Source organism: Pseudomonas sp. R3-18-08 (genome assembly GCF_003852065.1).
In the GTDB taxonomy this organism is placed as follows: domain Bacteria; phylum Pseudomonadota; class Gammaproteobacteria; order Pseudomonadales; family Pseudomonadaceae; genus Aquipseudomonas.
On the sequence record NZ_CP027729.1, the window covers coordinates 5,726,527 to 5,751,035 of the forward strand.

Here is a 24,509-nt window from a genome sequence, read left to right on the forward strand (position 1 = left end):
CCATGCTGCACTCGCACCTGACCACGCTGAACGCGGTTGCCCTGGTGCTTGACACCTTCAAGGCCCAAGGCGTGGCCGCTGACGCATTGCTCGCCGGCAGCGGTATCTGCGGCGCGGACCTGAGCCGCGCCGACACGCGCATCACCACCAACCAGGAGATGCGCGTGTGTGCCAACGCCGTGGCCTTGCGCCGCGATATCGGCCTGGAATTGGGGCGGCGCATGCACGTGTCGTCCTACGGCATGCTCGGTTATGCGCTGCTCACCAGTGCCACCTTCGGTGACGCTTTGCGCCTGGCCCTGCGCTACCCGGCGCTGCTGGGAACACTGTTTGAGTTGAACCTGGAAGAAGACGGCCAACGCATCTGGTTCACCGCCAGTGATTATCGGGAAAATCCGGCACTGACCGCATTCAACGTCGAGCTGTGCCTGGTCTCGTTAAAAGTCATCTGTGACGACTTGCTGGGCCGGCCCCTGCCACTGCTTGGTGCCCGCTTCGAACACAGCGCGCCGGACTATCAGGCGCGTTATACCGAGCGCTTCGACTGCCCGTTGACATTCGAAGCCACCGCCAATGCCTTTGCCTTCGACCGGCACTGGCTCGAGCAACCGTTACCCTTGGCCGACGCCATCACCCACCGCGCCATGGCCGAGCGCTGCCGCAAACAAAATACCGAATTCACCGGTCGCCAGGCCTGGCTGGGCCGGGTGCGCCTGTTACTGGCGGCGCAATTGAACGCCGCCCCCGGCATCGATGGCTTGGCCGAGCAGATGAACTGTTCACCGCGCACCTTGCGCCGACACCTGCATGCCATGGGGTGCAGCTACCAGGAACTGCTGGACGAGCTGCGCTTCGAGCAGGCCAAGCAACTGCTGGGGGAGGACAAACTGCCGATCTACCGCATTGCCGAGCAGTTGGGCTTCAGCGAAACCGCCAGTTTCCGGCATGCCTTCGTACGCTGGAGCGGCGTGGCGCCCAGTCAGTTCCGGCCGTGACGCACAGGCCTGGGGCGCCGCCGCGCCATTGAGGGGCGAATAGCGGACACATTCTTTGGCCTTATTTATCTCCTTTTGGCCGCTCCTGCCGTTCTCCAAACCTGCGCACGCCGCAACACTGCAAGGCACCCCACTCAGCCTGCGGAGAACAACAACAATGCTGACGATCTACTCGGACGATCATCACCTGCACCACGGCCGTTGCGAATTGATGGACGGGCAATTGATGCCCTGTTTTGAAATGCCTTCGCGCGCCGACCACGTACTGCAGCGCGTCAACGAGCGCGAGTTGGGCCCGGTGCAGGCGCCTCAGGACTTCGGCCTGGCCCCATTGCAGCGCATCCACAGCCGCGACTACCTGGATTTTTTCAAAGGCGCCTGGCAACGCTGGACCACCTTCGGCCAGGACGGCGACCTGTTGCCCTACACCTGGCCCGCCCGCACCTTGCGCCGCGTACTGCCCACCAGCCTGCACGGCCAGTTGGGCTATTACAGCTTCGACGGCGGCGCACCGATTACCTCTGGCACTTGGCAAGCGGCCTACAGCGCGGCGCAGGTCGCGCTGACCGCGCAACAGGCGATCCAACACGGCGCCCACAGCGCCTTCGCCCTGTGCCGACCACCGGGGCATCACGCCGCCAGCGACTTGATGGGCGGGTATTGCTACCTCAACAACGCTGCCATCGCCGCCCAGGCCTTTATCGATCAGGGCCACGCGAAGGTCGCGATACTCGACGTCGATTACCACCATGGCAATGGCACTCAATCGATTTTCTATGAACGCAGTGACGTGCTCTTCGCCTCGATCCACGGGCATCCCGAGGCAGAGTTTCCGTTTTTCCTCGGTTATGCCGACGAGCTGGGAGAAGGCGCCGGCAAAGGCTTCAATTTCAACTACCCGCTGCCGGCCGGTTCCGGCTGGGGCACCTGGAGCGCCGCCCTGGAACAGGCATGCATGGAAATCGAGCGGTATGGCGCCGACGTTATCGTGGTCTCCTTGGGAGTGGACACCTTCAAGGACGACCCCATCTCGCAGTTCAAGCTCGACAGCCCGGACTACCTTGTCATGGGTGCGCGTATCGCGCGCCTGGGCAAGCCGACGTTGTTTGTGATGGAAGGCGGTTACGCCGTGGAAGAAATCGGCATCAATGCCGTCAACGTTCTCGAAGGTTTTGAGGGGTCAATCGAATGAACACGCTCAAGTCGCTTGTGCTCTGCGCCGCCGTGTTGAGCAGCGCCGTCCACGCCGAAGAAAAAACCCTGCGGGTCTACAACTGGTTCGACTACATCACGCCCAAGGCCCTGGATGACTTCAAGGCCCGGAACCCGGCAATCAAGCTGGTCTACGACATCTTCGACACCAACGAAGCCCTGGAAGCCAAGTTGCTCACCGGCAACGCCGGCTACGACGTGGTGGTGCCATCCAATGTGTTCCTGGCCAAGCAGATCGAGGCCGGTGTGTTCCAACCCCTGGACCGCAGCCAATTGCCGAACTGGAACCACCTGGACCCCAAGCTGATGAAGCTGATCGAGGCTAACGATCCGGGCAATAAATTCGCCGTGCCCTACATGTACGGCACGATCCTGATCGGCTTCAACCCGGACAAGGTCAAGGCCGCGCTGGGTGCCGATGCACCGGTGGATAGCTGGGACCTGATCTTCAAGCAAGAGAACATCAGCAAGCTCAAGCAGTGCGGCGTCGCGCTGCTGGATTCACCCTCGGAGATCCTGCCCCTGGCTTTGCAGCATCTGGGCCTGGACCCTAACAGCAGCAACCCCAAGGACTATGAAAAAGCCGAAGCGCTGTTGATGAAGATTCGGCCGTATATCACCTACTTCCACTCCTCCAAATACATGGCCGATATCGCCAACGGCGACATCTGCGTCGCCGTCGGCTACTCCGGCAGCTTCTCCCAGGCGGCCAACCGGGCCAAGGAGGCCAAGAACGGCGTGACCGTCGACATGCGCCTGCCCAGGGAGGGCGCGCCGATCTGGTTCGATATGCTGGCCATTCCCAAGGGCGCGAAAAACCCGCAGGACGCCTACACCTTCATCAATTACCTGCTGCAACCGCAGGTGATTGCGCCGATCAGCGATTTCGTCGGCTACCCCAACCCCAACAAGGACGCCACCTTGCAGGTCGCCCCGGCGATCCGCAACAACCCCAACCTGTACCCCACCGAGGCGGCAATGGCCACGCTCTACACCTTGAAACCCCTGGGCCGCGACGCCGAACGCGCCAGGACCCGCGCCTGGAGCAAGATCAAGTCCGGCACCTGATAAGCGTCGGCCAGGGACTGCGCGCCCTGGCTGTTTTATCTATCTACCGTCCCCAGGGCATCTTTGGACACTACCTTGCGACTCTCTCGTTCGACTGCTCGCAAGGAGCTGCAGATGCCCAATGACTCATCCCGAAACGACGACCCCGTCGCCCGCAACCTTCCTCCCAGCACCTACGATCTGCTGACACAACTGACCACCGGCCCTTCGATGCGCGAGGTCGCCTCAACCCTGTTGCGTACGGCGCTGCGGGAAGAGTTTCCGACGCTGGATATCGAGCCTGACCTGGCCATGGTGATTACGCCGCGCTGGAGCATCATTGACGATGTTCTCCAACCGGCGGAGCCGTATGTCGACTCGCTGACCACGGTCCTCGCTCGGCAAGCGTTGGCGCCCGCGCCGGTGATCTACATCGACGGCGAGCATTTCCTCACCCAACACCCCAACGCAGTACCCGCAGTCCACCTGCCGGTGAAAATCGACGCCATTGCGCGGTTGCTCAACGAGCTGTCGGCGCTGATTTTCGTCGCCTTTCAGGAGCAGCAACTGGACCACTGGAACGCGTCCAATGGCTCCGCCGGCCCGCGCTGGCAGACACTTTCCCAGTCCCTGCGCAAGGTATGGAACCTCAACAAGCTGGAAGGCTGGGATGAACACGACTGCGCCATGGCTCGAACGCTGTTCCGACTGCCGGATCCGACTGGCCGTCGAGAAGGCGATCCCTACCCGATCAATGTCTACCTGATCGACATGGACGTACGCCAAAACAACAAGACCGTGCACGCGGGCCTGGCGGACATAGCGGTACTGATCGGCGTCCATGAGCAGAAGCAGCGGATCCTGACGTACTCGCTGGTCGAGGGTTACGAGAAGTTCGACTCGATGCAGCAACTGGGCGAAGTCCTGCCGGGCAGGTTGAACCCGTATCACCCCGAGCTGGACGTGCAATGGCGGCTGTATCAACCCCCTGGGAATTTCTTCGATAGCCAGGCCTTCGCCATGATCACCCTGCAACTGGTGGTCATCGGCGCGTTTGGCTTGCGCACCCAAAAATCTTCCATCAGAAAAGGCATCAGCGACCAGGCCGTGATCAACGTCGTGCCGGTGATCGACGACCTGAGCGATCAGTCGCTGTCGAACATCCGCCAGATTCATCAGCAACTGCCCGAATGGTTGTCGGACGCCTCGGACCTCGACATATCCACTTACGGCCGAGGCGTCATTGACCTGGCCCAGGTGCACACGCACAACCAAGGCCTGCAATTTGATGACGGTATCGCATCGATCCGCGGCTACGCCCGGGCGCAACTGCGCAGTAAAATCCAGGCCCATCCCAATGGCGCCGGCCTGAACCTGGACAAGGTTGAAGTCAGCATCGAGAGCCCGGTGCTCTGGGGTACGTTTGTGGTGCCGGGTAGCAGTGACATCACGCGCCACAGCCTGATCGACCTGGCCCTGGCAAACCTCACCGGTTTGCCGACGGGTACAGCGAGCGTGCGCTACAACGGTGGCGACGCCCCGGACTGGCTGACCTACGACTACTTGAAGCAACTGATCGAAGCCATCGATATCGGCAAGCACTATCCGGCACTGATCAAGAGCACCCTGCTCACGGACCCGTTCGAGTCCAAGGCCCGCCAACTGCTCTACGTTTCACACCTGCGAGTGCAATTGCCGCTGCAGGCCCTGCAGTGGAAGATCAAGGGTGAGAATGGGCTCAACTCCCTCGGCTATCGCTATGTCGCTGCCGTTGTCCAGGCCCAGCAGCACGACCGCCAGGTGGAGGGGCAGGAGATCGTTATCCGCCGCCTGGCTTTTATCCCGGCGCTGCGGCCCGGTCATGAGCAGGATGTGGTCGCCAATATGTTCGTGATCGGTCCTCGCGATCACACCCAGGGCCCCTGCGTGCTCTATCGTCCGCTGCTTGAGCCGGTGCTGCTCCAATTCCCCTCCCGGCAAAACCTGCTGTATGCCATCAAGCACAATCACCTGCTGCGCGAGTCGGTCCTGGCCTGGCTGCCGGAAAGTTCGCGCTTCAACTACGAGCAATACGTATTCCCCGACAAACTGCCTTCGCCGTGGACCGTGGCGCGGGTGCTGGTGGAGCCCGAGGTGGTCCTGCAAATGAGCGGGCCTATCGGCCTGAGCGATGAAGTGCTGACCGGTGACATCCTGGGGATGCTGTTCGAGGCCAACGCCAATGCCATGATTGATCTGGCCAAGCAGCAATCGGTATCCAACACCCAGAAACGCTGGGCAAGCTATCGACAGGCCGCCTGGCAGATTTTCGGCGCGGCCCTGCCCTTCCTCGGGCGCACAGCCGGGATCGCGGCCTGGATCTGGCAAATCATGGATGACCTGCAAGAAGCCACCGAGCAAGAGCCTGGACCTGACGGGACAACCTCATGGACGGCGCAGATCGACCTGCTCCTCAATCTGGGCATGGCGCTGGTGATGCACGTCACCCTGCGCCACTCATCACCGAAAAAGAGCGCCGAAGGTTTTGCGCTCGAGCCCGAACCGAAGCTGGTCGAAGAGCCGGAAAAGGCAGCGCCTGTGCCCAGGAAACCCATCGTGACCAAGCAACCGGACCTGTCCGAAGCCGAGCTACCCGCTGAACATCAGGGTCCATTGCACATTCGTGGGGCGCTGAGCCGCACGCCTTCAAGCCTGGCGGCGACGCTGGATCGTTTCAAAATCGCTAAACCGGATGGGTTGGGCGAACCGAACAAGGAACCCGGACCGCACCTGCATCTTCATGGCCTGGCCGGCAAATGGTACGCGCAGGTCGGTGAACGCTGGTTCGAGGTCACCGTGGACGACAACGACAACGTGGTGGTCGTCGACCCCCGCCAACCTTCGCAAACCGGCCCGGCATTGACGGGCAACCTGGCCGGCAAATGGTTTGTCGACACGCGCCTGCGCCTGCGCGGCGCCGGCTTCAGGAATCGCCGCAGGGCGGCCAGGGGCAAGGCACCTTCGCGCATCAAGGAATTGCGTGAGGGCCTCACTGCGTTCGATGCCGATGAAAGACGCGGGCAGTCGGAAGTCGCCGCCGTATTTGACGCCATCGTTCGCGAGCCCGGGCCGTCCAGGGATACGACGCACCAGGCGTTCATCGAGAAGGTCGACGCTCGCCTGGAACAGTACGAGACACCCATCCGCCAGTTGCGCGCACTGAACATCATCGACTCGGTGCCCAATTATCAGAGCAGCATGATCGACTACCTGAACAAGCAGTTGTTGCTGACCCGATCCGCCGTGGCTGAAAGCCTCCCCGAGTTTCGGGAAAAACTGCTCTGGACCCTCGAGCACATCGAGACCCTGTCCGCCCTTGAGCCCAAGAAGCAGGCCGAAGCTGCCCAGGTCATGGCGAATTTGAACAAGGCAATGATCAGCCGCCTGGAATACGCCGAGTCGCGCTACCGTGAACTGGAAGGACTTGGCATGGAAGGTGCGAAGGTCGCACAGACCACCATGCGCGCGTTGCCCGGCATGCGGCTGCACGATCTCAAGGCGCTGCAAGTCACCCTGACGCGTTACCTGTGTATCCGCGAAGGCGACGGCGAGGCGTTTATCGATGCCCGCACCCAGATCGGCGAAATCGTCGAGATTGCCGACCTCAACATTCAAAACTGGGTTGAAACCCTGATCGAAGCCAACGTCAGCGGCCTGGATGAGCGCATTGAGGTGCTCAACAGCGTGGCCGACCAATTCGCCATCGTCGACCAACGCCTGCTGGACCTGCACGCCGAACACCCGGAGCAGGTAAACCGGGAAACCCTGGAGGGCCTTCGCAAGGAAATCGACGGTTTCAATCAGCAGGCGGTGGTGGAGCTTGCGCTGCTGCTGCGCGAAAAAAAGGCCCTGGAACCCAAGCCGGGTACATCGAAGCCGCCGCCTACGCCCAAGCGCAAAGTCATCAAGACCCGCTTCAATGGCGTGGTGGTGGGCGAACCTCGCGCGACGCAAAGCCACCTGGTGGACGTCAAGGCGCCAATGACGGGCAGGCTCATCGCCACGTTCCACGAGAAAACACCGGGGGTCTGGGTTGAACGGGAAAGCCCGTCCCCAAGTCGTACAGAGCCACACACCGTTGACCTGAATGCGGGCATGAGGGCCGGGCAAGGCTTGCTGGATGAAGAGCAGGCCGTCACCCAGCGTATCCTTGCGCACTCCAGAAAAGCCGGGCGCATCCCTGTGGAAATCGAAGAGATGCTGCACCAGTACGCCGCACGCCTGGAGCGCTCGGTCAGCACCATTGAGGAAGGGCTGACGCGACTCAACCTGACCGAAAGCGATCGCCCCTCAGCCGCCACCCTCAGCAGGAACCTCAACGACGCCGCTCAGCGGCTCTACAAACTGGGCACCGACACCCGCATCAGCATGACCAAAGAACAACCGCCCACCGCAGCGCGGGTGGAATGGCTGCACGAACAAGGGTTGGTGAAGATTGAAAAGGTCGTTACCCGCAAGCGTCTCAAGGGCCCCGGCAAGAACTACCTGGACGAATACGAAGTGCGCGATCACCAGAGCCGTGCCGCGTTGTGGTATGCGCACTTTCACTACGATTCCGTGCAAGCCGCGACCGAGAATTTCTTTGCCGGTCATCTGAAAACCCGCGAGCAGCGCAAACTTGGCGGAGCCATGGAGCGCGCAGGCCTGAGCGACCGGGACCAGATTGCGGTGTACCGCAGTGAAATCAGCCCGCAGCTGGCGCGCTCGTTGTTCTTCCAGAGCTGAGTGGGTCAGCCGCTGAGCCAGGCTTTGCCCAGACGCGACAGGGCCTGGGTAATGGCTGCCTCAGGCACGGCGGCAAACCCCAGAACCAGGCCGGCGCGTTGATCCGGTGCCGGGCTTGAACCGGGCAGCCAATAGCTACTCAGGCCATTGATTTCTACGCCCACGCCGCGGGCTTGTGCCAGCAACTGCTGCTCACGGGCCAGGCTGTCTACCCGAACCGTAAGGTGCAGGCCCGCTGCAACAGCGGGCAGGTTGTCCACACCGGGCAGCCCGCTGGGCCAGCCGACCAGCAAGGCATTGCGCCGACTCAGGGCGGCGCGACGCATGCGGCGGATATGGCGCTGGAAATGCCCGGCCGCCATGAATTCGGCCATCACTGCCTGAGTGCTGACTTCCGAGTGGCGCATGTCGACGGCGCGGCGCCGGGAGAACGCATCCACCAGGCCCGGCGGCAATACCAGATAGCCCAGACGCAGGGCCGGGAACGCCACTTTGCCGAAGGTACCGACGTAGAGCACGCGCCCGCTGCGGTCCAACGCGGCCAGGGGCGCCAGCGGCGCACCGCTGTAGCGGTATTCGCCATCGTAGTCGTCTTCGATGATCCAGCCACCGGTGCGCTCGGCCCAGGCCAGCAGTTCCAGGCGCCGCGCCAGGCTCATCACCACGCCCAGCGGGTATTGATGGGAGGGTGTGACATAGGCCAGGCGGCAGTCTTCCAGGCCATTGAGGGTCTGGCAGTCGATACCTTCGCTGTCCACCGGTACACCCCGCAGGTTCGCACCAGCCAAGGCGAATGCGTGGCCGGCTGCACGATAGCCTGGGTTCTCCACCGCGACCCCGTCGCCGGGCTCCACCAGCAACTGTGCACAAAGGCTGATTGCCTGCTGTGCACCACTGGTGATCACTATTTGTTCAGCGGTGCACTGCATGCCTCGCGAGCTGCGCAGGTAAGCCGCGATCAGCCCACGCAGGCGTGCGTCGCCTGCGGGGTCGCCGTAGCACAACTGTTCCAGGGCCGGCTTGCGCCAGAAAGCCCCGTTCAGCTTGGCCCAGACCTCAAAAGGGAACAGATCGAAGGCGGGCACCCCCACGCGAAACGCCTTGGGCGGCCCGGTCGGCGGTTGGGATAAATGGTTGTGTTGCAGACGGTCCAGAGCCGGGCTGTGGATAACTTCGGCATCCAGATCCACCGGCAAATTCGTGCATTTTGTGGATAAGGTTGGGGATAAGCCTGTTGGTAAGCCTGTGGATAGTTTTGTGGATAAATTTTTAGGGGTAGGCAGCTGGGCGACATAGGTGCCATCTCCCACCCGGCCTTCGATAAACCCCTCGGCGTATAACTGATCGTAGGCGCGCACCACGCTGTTGCGGGAAATCGACAGGGCCGCAGCCAGATCGCGGCTGGCGGGCAAACGCGTGCCGCTGACCAGGCGCCCGTCCAGCACGCGCAGGCGCAGGGCCTCATAGAGTTGGCGCGTGAGGCCCTGGCGCCGGTCCAGCTCGATACCGGCCGGGTTAAATGACAGAGGCGGCGAGAGTGGTGACATATTGGACCTACGAAATTGACCTTGGATGGCTCTTACAACGGACCATTAGCCTGCCTAGGATGCAGGCATTCGCCAAGGAAAATATTCATGTACACACCACGCGCCTTTGTCCTCGAAGACCTGCCTGAATTACACCAACTGATCCAGCACACACGCCTGGCGCAGTTGGTGACCTTTGGCGAGCAAGGCCTGCAGGCCAGCCATTTGCCGCTACTGCTGAATCCCGATGAAGGCCCCAACGGCACGTTGTACGGGCACCTGGCCAGGGCCAATCCGCAGTGGAAAGACCTGCAAAACGGCAGCGAAGCCCTGGTGATCTTTGCCGGCGCCGATGCTTACGTCAGCCCGGCGTTTTACCCGGCCAAGGCCGAGCACGGCAAAGTGGTGCCGACCTGGAACTACATCGCGGTGCATGCCTACGGCACGGCCGAGGTGTTTACCGATGCCGAACGTTTGCTCGACGTGGTCAGCGCCCTTACCGACCGCCACGAGGGCAATCGCGCCCAGCCCTGGAAAGTCAGCGACGCCCCGGCCGACTACATTGATGGCATGCTCAAGGCCATCGTCGGCTTCGCGCTGCCCATTGATCGCCTGATCGGCAAACGCAAGCTCAGCCAGAACCGCAGCCCGGCCGACATCGCCGGGGTGCGCAACGGCCTGGCCGCCAGCGTCGATGTACGCGACCAGACCCTCGCCCGCTTTATGCCCCAAGGAGCCCCTGAATGAGCCCGATCGATATCCGCCAGGTCAGCGCCGCCGACCACGCCGCCTGGTTGCCGCTGTGGCAAGCGTATTTGACGTTCTACAACACCCAATTGCCGGACGCGGTCAGCCGGAGCACCTGGCAACGCCTGGTCGATGCCGACGAGCCAACCCATTCGGCCCTGGCCTGGCAGGATGGCAAGGCGGTGGGCATGGTCAACTTCATCTACCACCGGTCCAACTGGAGCATCGAGAACTCCTGTTACCTGCAGGACCTGCTGGTGGACTCGGCCCAACGCGGCACTGGTGTCGGTCGCAAACTGATCGAGTTCGTCTATGCCACGGCCAAGGCAGATGGCTGCGGCAAAGTGCATTGGCTGACCCACGAGACCAACGCCACGGCGATCCAGCTCTATGAGCGCATCGCTGAACGCCCAGGTTTAATTCAATTTCGCAAAGCCCTTTAAGGAGCACAGCATGTCGATCTCCCTCGCTGACTGGAAAGGTGTTCCGGCGCCCACGGCTCAACTGCTCGAAGGGCGTTTTATCCGCCTGGTCAAACTCGACCCCGCGCGCCACGCCGATCAACTGTGGCAAGCCCTCGAAGGCCCCGGCGCCGACCCGAAGTTGTGGGACTATCTGCCTTACGGCCCGTTTGCCGAGCGCGCCGCGTTCGATGTGTGGTTGAACAACCACGCAGCCAGCACCGACCCGTATTTCTTCAGTGTGGTCGACCGCGCCAACGATGAGGTGCAGGGCATCCTGAGTTTGATGTCCATCGTCCCGGCCCAGGGCCGTATCGAAATCGGCCATGTCACCTTCGGCGCCCCGATGCAGCGCTCGCCGAAAAGCACCGAGGCGGTGTATCTGCTGGCCAAGTATGCGTTCGAGCAGGGCTACCGCCGCCTGGAATGGAAATGCAACAACGGCAACGCCCGCTCCCGATACGCAGCCGAGCGCCTGGGTTTCAGTTTCGAAGGGGTATTCCGCCAGCACATGGTGGTCAAGGGCCAGAACCGCGATACGGCATGGTTTTCGATGCTGGATTCGGAATGGCCGGCGATTGACGCGGGGTTCGAACAGTGGCTGTCGGAGGCTAACCAAACCAGCTCCGGGCAGCTGAAAACACTGGCCGAGTGCAGAAATTGAAACGAGGGGTACGCCCCAACGCCCCTGTAGGAGCGAGCTTGCTCGCGAAAAACGCCCAGGCAACACGCTCATACTGGATAAACGTGAAGCCCCTAGTTCTTCGCGAGCGCGCCTGCAAAAAGCCTTAACCGATTGGGGTCAGGTGCTTGGCCAGCACCGCAATATGCTCCGGCCCGATGCCGCAGCAGCCGCCCAGATGGCTGGCCCCGCGCGCCTGCCAATCGGCCGCCCAGTGCAGATAGCCGGGCGGGTCAAGGTCATCGCGCAGCGGGTCGAGGCCATCGTTGGCCGTGGCCTCCTTGGGTTGCGGCGGGAAGGCGTTGGCGTAAGCGCCGATCTGGGTCGCCACGCCAAGGCGCTCGAAGGTCTGGCGGGCAGCGTCAATCGCCGCGCCGATCACTTCCGGCTGGCTGCAGTTGAACAGCAGCACCTCCACGCCCAACTGCGCTGCCGCTTCGGCGGCATCCGCCACCGGTTCACCTGAGCGCAGGCGTGGCACCTCGTCCGTGTCTTCGTCCTTCAAGGTAAACGACAGCCAGAGCGGTTTACCGTCTTTCGGCAGCCCGGCCTGGATCGCCCGCGCCTCGGCGATGGAGCTCTGGGTTTCCGCCAGCCACAGGTCGACGTGGGGCGCCAGGCCGTTCACCAGAGGCGTCAGCAGCTCGCTCACCCGCCCAGGCTCGAACAAATCCGGTCGATAAGAACCGAACAGCGGCGGCAATGAGCCCGCCACCCGCACCGCCTGGCCTGAAGCCTGCACCGCACGGCGGGCCAATTCACCAGCGAGCGCCGCCAGCGCCTGGCCTTCGGCGGCGAACCGCGCCTCACCAATATGAAAGGGCACAACGGCGTAGCTGTTGCTGGTGATCACGTTGGCGCCGCTCTGGATATACGCCGCGTGCACCGCCTCAACCGCCTGAGGCGCTTCGCTCAACGCCAGCGCCGACCACTCTGGCTGCCTGAACGGCGCGCCACGGCGTTGCAGCTCACGGCCCATGCCACCATCGAGAATTACTGTAGGTTGTGCGCCCATATAGCTTTTACTCATATGCTTATGAAAATAACTCACTATGAGAGTCGTTCTTATAACTATTTAATACGCACCAGTCGGCTCATCACAACTCTTTTTTCTTCAGGTGTCTGCTTTGAAACTTAAACCGCTATTGGCCCTGGGCCTGACCATGCTCGCTGCCTCCACTCAGGCCTTCGGCGGTACCACCCTGGATCGGATCGAGCAAAAGAAAGAACTGGTGGGCGTGCTGATGGAAAGCTATCCGCCGTTTTCGTTTCTCAATGAGCAGAACCAACTCGACGGCTTTGACGTCGACGTGGCCAAGGCCGTGGCACAAAAACTGGGCGTGAAGCTTCGCCTGGAAACCCCGTCCTGGGACGTGATCGCCGCTGGCCGCTGGAGCGGGCGCTACGACATCTGCATCTGCTCCATGACCCCGAGCAAGGCGCGCGCCGAAGTGTTCGATTTCCCGGTGGAGTACTACGCCTCGCCTGCGGTGATCGTGGTCAATGCCAAGGATGACCGCATCCACGGCGCCAAGGACCTGAGCGGCAAGAAAGTCGGCCTGACCAGCGCATCGAGCTACGAGAGCTATCTGAACAAGAACCTGGTGATCGAAGGCGCCGAAGACACGCAACTGCAGTATCCGTTCGAGGACGTGCAGATCGCGCCGTACGACACCGATAACGTGGCCTTCCAGGACCTCGGCCTTGGCGCCGGCGTGCGCCTGGACGCGATCCTCACCAACCTGGTGACCGCACAGCCACGCTTGACCGCCGACAAGCGCTTCAAGCTGGCCGGCGAGCCGCTGTACTCGGAGCCCAACTCGGTGGCCATCGAAAAAGGCGACCCGCAGTGGGACAGCAAAGTGCGTGAGGTCTTCGCCCAGCTCAAGCAGGACGGCACCTTGAGCAAGCTGTCGCAAAAATGGATCGGCGCCGACATCAGCCAATGACCGCTTTCCCAAACCCGCCCCAGCCCCCGGTAACCACGTCGCGGCTGCGGCGGCTGTTCGGCTTTCGCACGCGGCTGTACCTGACTTGGGCCGCGCTGTTTTGCCTGTTTGCCAGTTTCTTCCTGAGCTTTGACCTGAAGTTCTCGATCATCCTCGACAAGCTGCCCAACCTGGTTGGCGTGCACCTGGCGCCCAACGGCTTCCTGCAAGGCGCGGCGCTGACGCTGTTTCTGTGCCTGTGTTCGATCGTGGCGTCGTCGGTGCTGGGTTTCGTCACTGCGCTGGGACGCGTGTCGAAAAGCGCCGTGGCCTTCGGCATCGCTACGTTCTATGCCTCGTTTTTTCGCGGTACGCCGCTGCTGATCCAGATCCTGCTGATCTACCTCGGCCTACCGCAACTGGGCCTGGTACCGGGCGCGATCGTCGCCGGGATCATCGCGCTGTCGCTGAACTACGGCGCCTACCTGAGCGAAATCTTCCGCGCCGGTATCCTCGGCGTGCCCCACGGCCAACGGGAAGCGGCACTGGCCCTGGGCATGCGCGACAGCGCGATCTTCTGGCACGTTACGCTGCCCCAGGCCATGCGCACCATCGTCCCGCCGGCCACCAACCAGTTCATCTCGATGCTCAAGGACTCGTCGCTGGTCTCGGTGATGGGCGTGTGGGAAGTGATGTTCCTCGCACAATCCTATGGGCGCTCAAGCTATCGCTATATCGAGATGCTCACCACGGCGGCAATCATCTATTGGGTAATGTCTCTCGGACTGGAGCTGATCCAGGCGCGCATGGAGCGGCACTATGGCAAAGGGTACGTAAGGCGAGGGTGACGGGAGGCAAAGCAACTACCGTGATCCGCCCTATTCCTCATTGTTTTAATCGCACCAGACGGCAGACATCTCCCGCAAAGGATCGGCTCGCAGGCCGACATTTATCCCCCCGGCACCCCGCTAAATTCCCAGCCTCATACATTAAGAGGTGGGTTTACATGCCGCTCATACACAAACAACTCGCACTGGCCATCACCCTGGCGTTCGCAGCGATCAGCACTCAACAGGCGCAGGCACGCGGCGACATCGAGCCAGACAGTGAATGGCTTGAGCCGACTCCGGTGAACGGTGGAAAACAATATTTCGAACCGGCCCTCCCGGCGCCTGAAGACTTCTACTTCGCCAACACGGCTACCAGCCGCAACGGCTTGAGCGTCGCCCATGTGCTGGACTCCGCAGTGGACACACTGCTGGCGTCGGACGAACTGCACGAATGGGAAAAAGACCAACTTGAGCAATACGGCCAGCACCTGAGCACTTTGGAGCCAGGCAGGCTAGGTGCCGTGCTTGAGCAATTGGCAGGCAGCCAGAACGCCAACTTGGGCACCGCCACCCAAAACAGCATGAAACAATTGAACGACAGCCTGTTGTCGGCAATACGTCTGCCGGACAACCACGCCAGCGAGACGGGACGCGTGTGGTTCCAAGGCTTGGGCAATAGCGGCAGCCTCGATGCCCAACACGGCAGTGCCGGTCTGAAACAACGCAGCCAAGGCCTGCTGCTGGGGGCTGACTGGTCAATCGACCACGCATGGCGGGTGGGCGTGGTGGGCGGCAAGTCCGGCAGTGAACTGAACGCCACGCGTTTCAAGGGTGATCTGGACAGCTGGCACCTGGGCGCTTACGCCGTGCGTCAAGACGGACCACTGGCGTTGCGCCTGGGCGCGCTGTACAGCAGCCATACCGGAAAAAACAAACGTACGGTCGATTTCGACCTCATTGACCTTCGCCAGAACCTCACCGGCAAGTACAACGCCCAGAGCCAAAACGTATTCGCAGAGGCGGGCTACCAACTGGATATCGGCGGCTTGCACGCCGAGCCCTTTGCCAGCGCAGGTTTTCAACGTTATCAGCGCGACCGCTTCCAGGAAAAAGGCGGCTATAGCGCTTTGGACGTGGGTGCACAAACCCAGCAAAACTTCAGTAGCACCTTCGGTCTTCGCTTGAGCCACGACGTTGCAATGGGCAACCAGATGACCCTCAAACCGCACCTGAGCACCCAATGGAAACACCTGTATGGCGACGTTAACAGTCGCGTTCGCCAGTCATTTGCCTGGAATAAACGAGAGGACTTCAACAGCGAGTTCACCATCGGCGGCACTGCTCTGGACCGCAACAGCCTGGCGCTGCGTACCGGCATGGACATGGCACTGTCGGCTGAACACACCGTGGGTCTGGCCTACACCGCCGAGTTCGGCAGCACGAGTCGCAACCAGGGATTGATGGGGCAGTGGGCGATGGCGTTCTAAGGCGCCAATGCCTGATCAGCAGGCAAAAAAAAGGGGGCACATGCCCCCCGAGGTTTAAGCGGTAGTGTCGAAGGCTCGGTATCAGCCTTCGATTTCAATCAGGATTTCGCCAGGGTTCACGCGGTCGCCCTTGGCCACATGCACGGCGGTGACTTTACCGGCGATGGAGGCCTGCACTTCGGTTTCCATCTTCATCGCCTCGGTGATCAGCACCGCCTGGCCGGCCTTGACCACGTCGCCTTCCTTGACCAGCACGTCGACGATATTGCCTGGCATCGCGGTGCTGACATGGCCTGGCGCGGTGGCATGCTTGCGCTTGCTGCCGCCGCTGCTGACGAACTCGTTGAGCGGTTCGAACACCACTTCTTCGGGCATGCCGTCGATGGACAGGTAGAAGTGACGCTTGCCTTCGGCCTTCACCCCGACACCAGTGATGTCCACACGGTAGCTTTCACCGTGCACGTCGATGACGAACTCGGTCGGCACGCCTTCGCCACCGGCACGGGCCACGCCGCCGGCTTCAGGGATCGGCAGCAGCACTTCCGGCGCCAGAGTGCCGGCGTCGCGCTCTTCGAGGAACTTGCGACCGATGTCGGGGAACATGGCGTAGGTCAGCACGTCTTCTTCGGACTTGGCCAGCGCGCCGATTTCGCCGCGCAGCTTGGTCATTTCCGGCTTGAGCAAATCAGCCGGGCGTACGTCGATCACCTCTTCGCTGCCGATGGCCTGGCGGCGCAACTTCTCGTTCACAGTGCCCGGCGCCTTGCCGTAGCCGCCTTGCAGGTAGAGCTTCACTTCGTTGGTGATGGTCTTGTAACGCTCGCCGGCCAGCACGTTGAAGAACGCCTGGGTGCCGACGATCTGCGAGGTCGGGGTGACCAGCGGCGGGAAGCCAAGGTCTTCACGCACGCGGGGGATTTCGGCGAGCACTTCGCTCATGCGGTTCAGCGCGCCCTGCTCTTTCAGCTGGTTGGCCAGGTTGGAAATCATCCCACCGGGCACCTGGTTGACTTGCACGCGGGTGTCGACAGCGGTGAACTCGCTTTCGAACTGGTGGTATTTCTTGCGCACGGCATAGAAGTACAGGCCGATTTCCTGCAGCAGTTCCAGGTCCAGGCCGGTGTCGAATTCGCTGCCCTTGAGGGCGGCGACCATCGACTCGGTGCCCGGGTGGCTGGTGCCCCAGGCGAAGCTGGAGATGGCGGTGTCGATGTGGTCGGCGCCGTTTTCGATGGCCTTGAGTTGGCACATCGCGGCCAGACCCGCGGTGTCGTGGGAGTGGATAAAGATCGGCAGGTTCTGCTCGGCTTTCAGCGCCTTGACCAGCTCGCCGGTGGCGTAGGGCGTCAGCAGGCCGGCCATGTCCTTGATCGCGATGGAGTCGCAGCCCATGGATTCGAGCTGCTTGGCCTGGGCCACGAACGCCTCAACGGTGTGCACCGGGCTGGTGGTGTAGGCGATGGTGCCCTGGGCGTGCTTGCCGGCGGCTTTGACCGCTTCGATGGCCACTCGCAGGTTACGCACGTCGTTCATGGCATCGAAGATGCGGAACACGTCGATACCGTTGACGGCGGCCTTGGCGACAAACGCTTTGACCACGTCATCGCTGTAGTGGCGATAGCCCAGCAGGTTCTGGCCGCGCAACAGCATTTGCAGGCGCGTGTTGGGCAATGCGGCGCGCAGTTGGCGCAGGCGCTCCCACGGGTCTTCTTTCAAAAAGCGCACGCAGGCGTCGAACGTCGCGCCGCCCCAGACTTCCAGGGACCAGTAGCCGACTTTGTCGAGCTTGTCGCAGATCGGCAGCATGTCGTCAGTGCGCATGCGGGTCGCCAGCAACGATTGGTGGGCGTCGCGCAGGATGGTGTCGGTTACGAAGATTTTCTTAGACATTGGAATGTTCCTCACAGGCCTGCGTGGGCGGCGATGGCGGCGGCGATGGCCAGGGCCAGCTCTTCGGGTTTGCGCTTGATCGAGTAGTTGGTCAGCTCAGGATGGCTTTCCACAAAGCTTGTATTAAATTGGCCGCTGCGGAATTCCGGGTTGCGCAGGATTTCCTGGTAGTAGGCGGCGGTGGTCTTCACGCCTTGCAGGCGCATGTCATCCAGGGCACGCAGGCCGCGGTCCATGGCTTCTTCCCAGGTCAACGCCCACACCACCAGTTTCAGGCACATGGAGTCGTAGAACGGCGGGATGGTGTAGCCGGTGTAGATCGCCGTGTCGGTACGCACGCCGGGGCCACCGGGGGCGTAGTAACGGGTGATCTTGCCGAAGCTTGGCAGGAAGTTGTTCTTCGGGTCTTCGGCGTTGATACGAAACTGCAACGCGAAGCCACGGTGCTGGATGTCTTCCTGCTTGACCGACAGCGGCAGGCCCGAAGCGATGCGGATCTGCTCGCGGACGATGTCGATCCCGGTGATTTCTTCGGTGATGGTGTGTTCCACCTGCACCCGGGTGTTCATCTCCATGAAGTAAACCTCGCCCTCGGCGAGCAGGAACTCCACGGTGCCGGCATTCTCGTAGCCCACGGCCTTGGCCGCACGCACCGACAGATCGCCGATATAGGCGCGCTGTTCAGGGGTGAGCTGGGGGCTGGGAGCGATTTCGATGAGTTTCTGGTTGCGACGCTGGATCGAGCAGTCGCGCTCGAACAGGTGCACGACGTTGCCAAAGCTGTCACCGAGGATCTGCGCTTCGATGTGCTTGGGATTGACGATGCATTTTTCCAGGAACACTTCCGCCGAACCGAAGGCCTTGGTGGCCTCTGAAATCACCCGGGGGAAGGCTTGTTCAAGTTCTTCGCGGCTGTTGCAGCGACGGATACCGCGACCGCCACCACCGGACGTAGCCTTGAGCATCACCGGGTAACCGATACGGTCGCCTTCGGTGAGGGCTTCATGGATATCGGCGACGTTGCCTTCAGTGCCCGGCGTGACCGGCACGCCAGCCTTGATCATGCTGCGGCGCGCTTCGGTCTTGTCGCCCATGCGGCGAATCACTTCCGCCGAGGGGCCGATGAACTTGATGCCGCGTTCGGCGCAGATGTCCGCCAATTCGGCGTTTTCCGACAGAAAGCCGTAGCCGGGATGCAGCGCATCGCAACCGGTCTCTACGGCCAGGTTCACCAGTTTGCGCGGGTTCAGGTAGCCGGCCAAGGGCTCGGCACCGATGCTGTGGGCTTCGTCGGCACGCTTGACGTGTAACGCGTGGCGGTCGGCGTCCGAATAAACCGCGACCGAGCGAATGCCCATCTCGGCGCAGGCACGCACGATTCGTACGGCAATTTCACCACGGTTGGCGATCAGGATCTTTTTTATCACTTGGAAATTCCCTTGAGCCGATTGCTGCGTTCTTCGACCCGTTGTAGGCGGGTCGACGCGTGACCAAATGTTTCATGACAGTCGCGAGACACACACTATGCGCACTTGAGGATTAACAAAAATCAATAATTGTTGGGCTGTGTATAAGTAAAGACTTATAGTTGGCCGGACGACCGGGGCTTGAGGAGTTACTTAATGCGTAAGTCATTGATGCGTATGACATTGCGTCAATTGCAGATTTTCAATGAAGTGTGTGATCTGCGCTCCTACAGCCGTGCAGCCGAGGAAATGTCCCTCACCCAACCCGCCGTCAGCCTGCAAATTCGCCAGCTCGAAGAGCTGCTTGGCCAGCCGCTGTTCGATTATGTCGGCAAAAAGCTCTACATGACCGAGGCCGCTGAAGCCTTGCAGCGGGCCAGCCGGGATATCTTCGGGCGCCTGGAAAATCTCGATATGCAGCTGTCGGACATGCAGGGCTCGTTGCAGGGCCAGTTGAAGCTGGCGGTGGAGTCCAGCGCCAAGTACTTCGTGCCGCACTTGTTCGCCGCCTTCAAGCGCCAACACCCGGAGGTGCAATTGCACTTGACCGTGGTCAATCGCGCCCAGGTGATTCGCCGGCTTTCGGACAACCGTGACGACCTGGTGATCATGTCCATGGTGCCTCAGGATATGGGCCTGGAATTCCTGCCGTTCCTGAATAATCCGATTGTCGCCGTGGCGCTGCCGGATCACCCCTTGAGCCTGCAAGGGCCGCTACGCTTGCAGGATCTGGAACCCTACACCCTGCTCATCCGCGAACCGGGTTCCGGCACGCGGCTGGCCTGCGAAGAGTACTTCAAGGAAAAACGCGTGCACTTCACGCAGACGGTGGAAGTGGCCTCGGCCGAGGCGCAACGCGAGTGCGTGGCTGCAGGGTTGGGCGTGGCCCTGCTGACGCGCCACGCCCTGAACCTGGAGCTGGCCACCGGCGGGCTCAAGGAGCTGCCGGTGGAAGAACTGCCGCTGTACCGCAGCTGGTGCCTGGTGCAAGCCAAAGCCAAGCGGCTGTCACCGGTGGCCCACGCGTTCCTGGGCTTTATCCGCAGCGAACGGGTGCAGATCAGCGCGCTGGCTGAGCGTTTCGCTGGGCAGCCAAGGGTGCCTGCCAATGGAGTTCCGGGTAGTCACTGATGCTCTGGAGCAGTTGGCGCTGGTCGCAGCGGTCTTCGATTGCGCGACGGAACGCCATGCGGCGCTGGTCTTCCTGCTGACGACGGGTCTTGACGGTGCTGTTGCTGTCTTCGTAGGGCCGGGCCATTTGGAGTCTCCCAATGCAAGTACGGGGAGTACAGGATGGGCACCGGGGATGACGGGGCTATGACAGCCTGATGAAGATTCTGGACACACAAAAGATGCACATGTGGGAGGGGGCTTGCCCTAGAGCCCTCTGTAGGAGCGAGCTTGCTCGCGAAAAACTCACAGGCACCGCGTTCATTCAGAAAGCACGCGTTATCGTTGACGTTTTTCGCGAGCAAGCTCGCTCCTACAGACTGGCATTAGGGCTTGCCCCCCTCCCACATTTTGTTCTGTGTACAGTTGATCAGTCGTCGAGGGCTTTGACCGACTTGGGCGACAACCGCAGGCTGCGCAAACTGCGCTTCACACTCTTGAGGTGGTTGACCAGGCTCGGCCCTCGGGCCATGGCCACGCCCATGGCCAACACGTCGATCACCACCAGGTGGGCAATGCGCGAGGTCAGCGGCGTGTAGATCTCGGTGTCTTCGTGTACGTCGATCGCCAGGTTCACTGTGGACAATTCCGCCAATGGCGTCTGGCTCGGGCACAGAGTGATCAGCGAAGCGCCGCTTTCACGCACCAGATTGGCGGTGATGAGCAGGTCTTTGGAGCGACCGGACTGGGAAATACAGATGGCCACGTCGGTGGGCTTCAAGGTCACCGCCGACATCGCCTGCATGTGCGGGTCGCTGTAGGCCGCCGCCGTGAGCAGCAGGCGGAAAAATTTGTGCTGGGCGTCGGCCGCTACCGCGCCGGAAGCACCAAAGCCATAGAACTCCACGCGCTGGGCCTGGGACATCGCGGTCACGGCCTTTTGCAGCTCCACCGGGTCGAGCTTCTCGCGCACTTCCATCAAGGTGTGCAAGGTGGTGTCGAAGATTTTCAGGCTGTAGTCAGCGACCGAGTCGTCTTCATGGATCGCAAACTGGCCGAAGCTCGCACCGGCGGCCAGGCTTTGCGCCAGCTTGAGTTTCAAGTCCTGGAACCCGGAGCAACCGATGGCGCGGCAGAAGCGCACGATGGTCGGCTCACTGATGCCCACGCTGTGGGCCAGGTCGGCCATGGAACTGTGCATCACAGCCGCAGGGTCAAGCAGCACGTGATCGGCAACCTTGAGTTCCGATTTGCGTAACAGGTGGCGCGACTGGGCGATATGTTGCAACAGGTTCAAAGGGCAGGACTCTTGTTATTGGCAGACGCCAGGGATGTAGCAAGCTTGTAGTTATACTACAAGAATTGCCGTTTTGCCCGCCTGATGCAGCACTAAATCGCCCCGCTCCCCTCTGAAACTAAGGGCAGAGGCTTTGTAGCCACAGGGACGCCACTTGAGTCGTTAAGAAAAATCTGGATTTTTTCGTAACAAATCTGCCAGCCCCTCAGCGTCCATCGGCCGGCTGATCAGATAACCCTGCACCTCGTCGCACTGCTCGCTTCGCAGGAAATCCAGTTGCTGCTGGTCCTCCACGCCTTCGGCCACCACTTTGAGCGACAACCCATGGGCCATGGCAATGATCGCCCGGGTAATGGCCGCATCCTCGCGGCCCTGGCCAAGACCCCGGATAAAGGTCTGGTCGATCTTCACGTAGTCCACCGGAATGCGCTTAAGGTAGCTGAGGGATGAATAGCCGGTGCCGAAATCGTCGATGGCCAGCTTCACGCCCAGGTCGCGTAACTGCCGGAAGGTGGTGATGATGTGCTCGACACTGTCGAGCAACTGGCTTTCGGTCAATTCCAATTCGAGGTATTGCGGGTCCAGCCCGGTCTCCTCCAGCACCTGGCGCACCAGACTGACCAGCTTGCCCTGGCGCAACTGATGCACCGACAGGTTCACCGACACCCGAATCGGCGCCAGCCCCTGGCGTTGCCACTCACAGGCCTGCCAGCACGCCTGGCGCAACACCAGCTCACCCAACGGCACGATCAGGCCGGTTTCTTCGGCCAGGCCGATAAAGTCTCCCGGCGGCACCAGGCCCCACTGCGGATGTTCCCAGCGCACCAGGGCCTCGGCCGCATTGAGCGTGCCGGTGGCCAGGCACAGTTTGGGTTGGTAGAACACCGTGAGCTGGCCCTCGTCGATGGCCTTGCGCAGATGGTTTTCCAGCTGCAAGCGCTCCAGGGTGCTGGCTTGCAGGCTGTCGGTGTAGAACTGGAAATTGTTCCCGCCCAGGTGCTTGGCGTGCTGCATCGCCATATTCGATTGGCTGACCAGCGCAGAAATTTCCCGCGCGTTATCCGGCAGCAGGCTGACGCCCATGGAGGCGCTGACCACCAGCTCATGCCCCTCCACCGTCACCGGCACGCGCAGCTTGGCCAGCAGCCGAGTCGCCACCCGCGCCAGGCTCGACAGGTTGCCATAGGCGTCGAACAGCACAGCGAATTCATCACCGGACAGGCGTGCAATGGTGTCGGCTTCCGGCAGTGCGTTGATCAAGCGCCGCGCCATTTTCTGCAACAGTTGGTCGGCCACTTCATGGCCAAGGCTGTCATTGAGCAGCTTGAAACGGTCGAGGTTGATGTGCAGCAGCGCCAGGCTGCGCCCACCCTGACGTACGCGTTGATGCGCTTCGCGCAGCCGTTCGCGAAACAGCGAACGGTTGGCCAGGCCGGTCAACTCGTCGTAATGGGTGAGGTAGCGCATGCGCTCCTCGGACTCGCGCCGCGCGGACAGATCGGCGAAAAAACCCACTATATGACTGACATTGCCGCGAACATCGCGCACCACGCTCAGTTGCAGCCACTGCGGGTACAGCTCGCCGTTCTTGCGCGTTTCCACCAGTTCGCCCTGCCAGGTGCCGTGGCTGAGCAGCGCCTGGCGGATCACCGGGAAGTGACGCCGGGCGTCGCGACTGCTGGGCAGCTCCACGACATTGCGACCGAGCATGTCGTCAATGTCAAAACCGGTGACACGGCTGAACGCCTGGTTGACGGCGAGCAGCACATAGTTCGGGTCGAGAATCACGATGCCTTCGCTGGCGGCCTCGAACACCGTCGAGGCGAGCCGTTGCTGTTCTTCCACGGCCTTGCTGGCACTGATGTCACGGCGCGTGCCGAGCATGCGGATCACCCGGCCACTGGGCGAACGCTCTACCGCGCGCCCACGGTCCTCGATCCACACCCAGTGCCCGTCGCCGTGACGGATCCGGTATTCCACCTGATAGTCCTCGCTGCGGCCCTTGAGGTGCTCCACCAACGCATGCTTGAGCAGCGGCAGGTCGTCGGGGTGCAGGCGCGGCTTGAGATGGCTGAGCATCGCGGTGACAAACTCGGGTTCCAGGCCGAACAATTCCTTGAGCTGGGTGTGGTGCACCTCATCGGTTTGCAGGTTCCAGTCCCACAGGCCCAGTTCACTGGCCTGCAGCGCCATGGCCAGGCGCGCCTCGCTTTGATTCAGGGCGAGGCTGGCGGCGTCCAATTCCTGGCTGCGCAGCGCCACACGGTCTTGCAGGCCCACCTGGGCTTCACGCAGCTCCTGTTCGACCTCGCGGCGCTGCTCGACTTCGCGCAGCAGTTCCTGATTCAACTGCTCGCTGCGCTGCTGCGCCTGCTGCAAATGCTCGATCAAGGCCTGGTTCTGGAAGCGTCGCAGCAGCCCGCGCTGGATCAGGCGATTGACCTGCCACGCCACCACACTTAATGACGCCAACAGGATCAGACCGAGCACGCCCCAGCCCTGTTGCCGCGAGGTGCCATTCCAGAACAGATAGGCGATGACCGGCAACAGGCAGGGCAAAGCGAAGGACAGAAAGGCCCAAAGGCTGACGGCATAGGCCACGCTGGCCGACAACGTCGCCGCGCCGATCAGGCCGAACACCCAGGCCTGTTGCATGAAGCTGTCGGTCGGCACCAGGGCGATGGCGGCGACCGACAGGGTCAGGCCGCTGACCGCCGAACCGAGCATGAACATGCGCCGCCAGACGGGCTGGGCCTGCCGGCTGGGCATCGCCGAATCAAACGCCGCCACCTGGATGACGCGCATCGCCACCAGGGCCAGCAACCAGACCAGCCAGACGCTGTCGAGCAGGTATTGCTTGGGGTCCCACAAAAGCCAGGCGCAGACCAAACCGTTGACCAGCATCAACAGGGTCGGCAGCAGCGAGCCCTGATACAGCAGGCGTGTACGCTCGACCGCGATCTCGGTGGCATAGTGTTTGCGGATAACCTGCGCAGGCGCCGCCGAGGGGCCGAACAGGTCAGTGTCAAAGGTCATAGGCAGTGTTCTTATAATGGTGAGCCCGAAA

At 61.8% G+C, this 24,509-nt stretch carries 18 protein-coding genes; 11 read left to right on the forward strand and 7 right to left on the reverse strand.

Features of this window, described 5'->3' with window-relative positions:
* Window positions 1-2 precede the first annotated feature (2 nt).
* From C4J92_RS26520 to C4J92_RS26535, 4 genes are all read left to right on the forward strand, one after another.
* Window positions 3-995, forward strand: a complete 993-nt coding sequence (locus C4J92_RS26520) for an AraC family transcriptional regulator (RefSeq protein WP_124405699.1) — start codon at window positions 3-5, stop codon at window positions 993-995.
* A 157-nt stretch (window positions 996-1,152) separates the two neighbouring features.
* The gene (locus tag C4J92_RS26525; protein ID WP_124405700.1) at window positions 1,153-2,187 is read left to right on the forward strand and encodes a histone deacetylase family protein; all 1,035 of its coding nucleotides are present in this window, start codon (window positions 1,153-1,155) and stop codon (window positions 2,185-2,187) included.
* A complete protein-coding gene (locus C4J92_RS26530; RefSeq protein ID WP_124405701.1) occupies window positions 2,184-3,275 on the forward strand; it encodes a polyamine ABC transporter substrate-binding protein in 1,092 nt (363 codons plus the stop codon). The genes C4J92_RS26525 and C4J92_RS26530 overlap by 4 nt, the downstream gene beginning before the upstream one ends.
* A gap of 114 nt (window positions 3,276-3,389) precedes the next feature.
* Window positions 3,390-8,018, forward strand: coding sequence for a dermonecrotic toxin domain-containing protein (locus tag C4J92_RS26535; protein ID WP_124405702.1), 4,629 nt, complete (start codon window positions 3,390-3,392; stop codon window positions 8,016-8,018).
* A gap of 5 nt (window positions 8,019-8,023) precedes the next feature.
* Here C4J92_RS26535 and C4J92_RS26540 read toward each other — a convergent pair whose 3' ends face one another.
* Entirely contained in the window at window positions 8,024-9,565 is a 1,542-nt protein-coding gene (locus C4J92_RS26540) for a PLP-dependent aminotransferase family protein (protein WP_124405703.1), read from the reverse strand.
* Between the two features lie 87 nt (window positions 9,566-9,652).
* Here C4J92_RS26540 and C4J92_RS26545 point away from each other — a divergent pair, with 87 nt between their 5' ends.
* The 3 genes from C4J92_RS26545 to C4J92_RS26555 are packed head-to-tail and all read left to right on the forward strand — an operon-like array spanning window position 9,653 to window position 11,416.
* Entirely contained in the window at window positions 9,653-10,291 is a 639-nt protein-coding gene (locus C4J92_RS26545; protein WP_124405704.1) for an FMN-binding negative transcriptional regulator, read from the forward strand.
* Window positions 10,288-10,734, forward strand: a complete 447-nt coding sequence (locus tag C4J92_RS26550; RefSeq protein ID WP_124405705.1) for a GNAT family N-acetyltransferase — start codon at window positions 10,288-10,290, stop codon at window positions 10,732-10,734. Before C4J92_RS26545 ends, C4J92_RS26550 begins: the two co-directional genes overlap by 4 nt.
* Window positions 10,735-10,744: 10 nt before the next feature.
* Complete coding sequence (locus C4J92_RS26555) at window positions 10,745-11,416, forward strand: GNAT family N-acetyltransferase (protein ID WP_124405706.1); 672 nt, start codon at window positions 10,745-10,747, stop codon at window positions 11,414-11,416.
* A 124-nt stretch (window positions 11,417-11,540) separates the two neighbouring features.
* Here C4J92_RS26555 and C4J92_RS26560 read toward each other — a convergent pair whose 3' ends face one another.
* Window positions 11,541-12,449 carry a homocysteine S-methyltransferase family protein gene (locus tag C4J92_RS26560; protein WP_124405707.1) on the reverse strand — a complete coding sequence of 303 codons (909 nt, stop codon included), beginning with the start codon at window positions 12,447-12,449 and terminating at the stop codon, window positions 11,541-11,543.
* A 112-nt stretch (window positions 12,450-12,561) separates the two neighbouring features.
* Between C4J92_RS26560 and C4J92_RS26565 the strand changes: the two genes are divergently transcribed.
* The 3 genes from C4J92_RS26565 to C4J92_RS26575 all read left to right on the forward strand — a co-directional run bounded on the left by C4J92_RS26565 (window position 12,562) and on the right by C4J92_RS26575 (window position 15,679).
* A complete protein-coding gene (locus C4J92_RS26565; protein ID WP_124368870.1) occupies window positions 12,562-13,383 on the forward strand; it encodes an ABC transporter substrate-binding protein in 822 nt (273 codons plus the stop codon).
* Window positions 13,380-14,210 carry an amino acid ABC transporter permease gene (locus C4J92_RS26570; protein WP_124405708.1) on the forward strand — a complete coding sequence of 277 codons (831 nt, stop codon included), beginning with the start codon at window positions 13,380-13,382 and terminating at the stop codon, window positions 14,208-14,210. Before C4J92_RS26565 ends, C4J92_RS26570 begins: the two co-directional genes overlap by 4 nt.
* Before the next feature lie 158 nt (window positions 14,211-14,368).
* Window positions 14,369-15,679, forward strand: coding sequence for an autotransporter domain-containing protein (locus C4J92_RS26575; RefSeq protein WP_124405709.1), 1,311 nt, complete (start codon window positions 14,369-14,371; stop codon window positions 15,677-15,679).
* 81 nt (window positions 15,680-15,760) lie between these two features.
* On the opposite strand, the gene oadA is transcribed toward C4J92_RS26575, so the two are convergent.
* Together oadA and C4J92_RS26585 are read right to left on the reverse strand one after the other, a co-directional pair.
* Window positions 15,761-17,569, reverse strand: coding sequence for a sodium-extruding oxaloacetate decarboxylase subunit alpha (gene oadA / locus C4J92_RS26580; protein ID WP_124405710.1), 1,809 nt, complete (start codon window positions 17,567-17,569; stop codon window positions 15,761-15,763).
* A gap of 11 nt (window positions 17,570-17,580) precedes the next feature.
* On the reverse strand, window positions 17,581-18,996 hold the full coding sequence (locus C4J92_RS26585) for an acetyl-CoA carboxylase biotin carboxylase subunit (RefSeq protein ID WP_003195732.1): 1,416 nt from the start codon (window positions 18,994-18,996) through the stop codon (window positions 17,581-17,583).
* 195 nt (window positions 18,997-19,191) lie between these two features.
* On the opposite strand from C4J92_RS26585, the gene C4J92_RS26590 reads away from it, so the two are divergent.
* Window positions 19,192-20,166, forward strand: coding sequence for a LysR family transcriptional regulator (locus C4J92_RS26590; protein WP_124368875.1), 975 nt, complete (start codon window positions 19,192-19,194; stop codon window positions 20,164-20,166).
* Here C4J92_RS26590 and C4J92_RS26595 read toward each other — a convergent pair.
* The 3 genes from C4J92_RS26595 to C4J92_RS26605 all read right to left on the reverse strand — a co-directional run bounded on the left by C4J92_RS26595 (window position 20,096) and on the right by C4J92_RS26605 (window position 24,478).
* Window positions 20,096-20,293, reverse strand: a complete 198-nt coding sequence (locus C4J92_RS26595) for a PA3496 family putative envelope integrity protein (protein ID WP_124365036.1) — start codon at window positions 20,291-20,293, stop codon at window positions 20,096-20,098. The genes C4J92_RS26590 and C4J92_RS26595 overlap by 71 nt on opposite strands.
* A 282-nt stretch (window positions 20,294-20,575) precedes the next feature.
* Window positions 20,576-21,442: a transcriptional regulator HexR gene (hexR, locus tag C4J92_RS26600; RefSeq protein ID WP_003177007.1), complete on the reverse strand. Its 867-nt coding sequence runs from the start codon at window positions 21,440-21,442 to the stop codon at window positions 20,576-20,578.
* 162 nt (window positions 21,443-21,604) lie between these two features.
* Window positions 21,605-24,478 (reverse strand): EAL domain-containing protein, encoded by a 2,874-nt coding sequence (locus C4J92_RS26605; protein ID WP_124405711.1) that lies wholly within the window; start codon window positions 24,476-24,478, stop codon window positions 21,605-21,607.
* Window positions 24,479-24,509 lie beyond the last annotated feature (31 nt).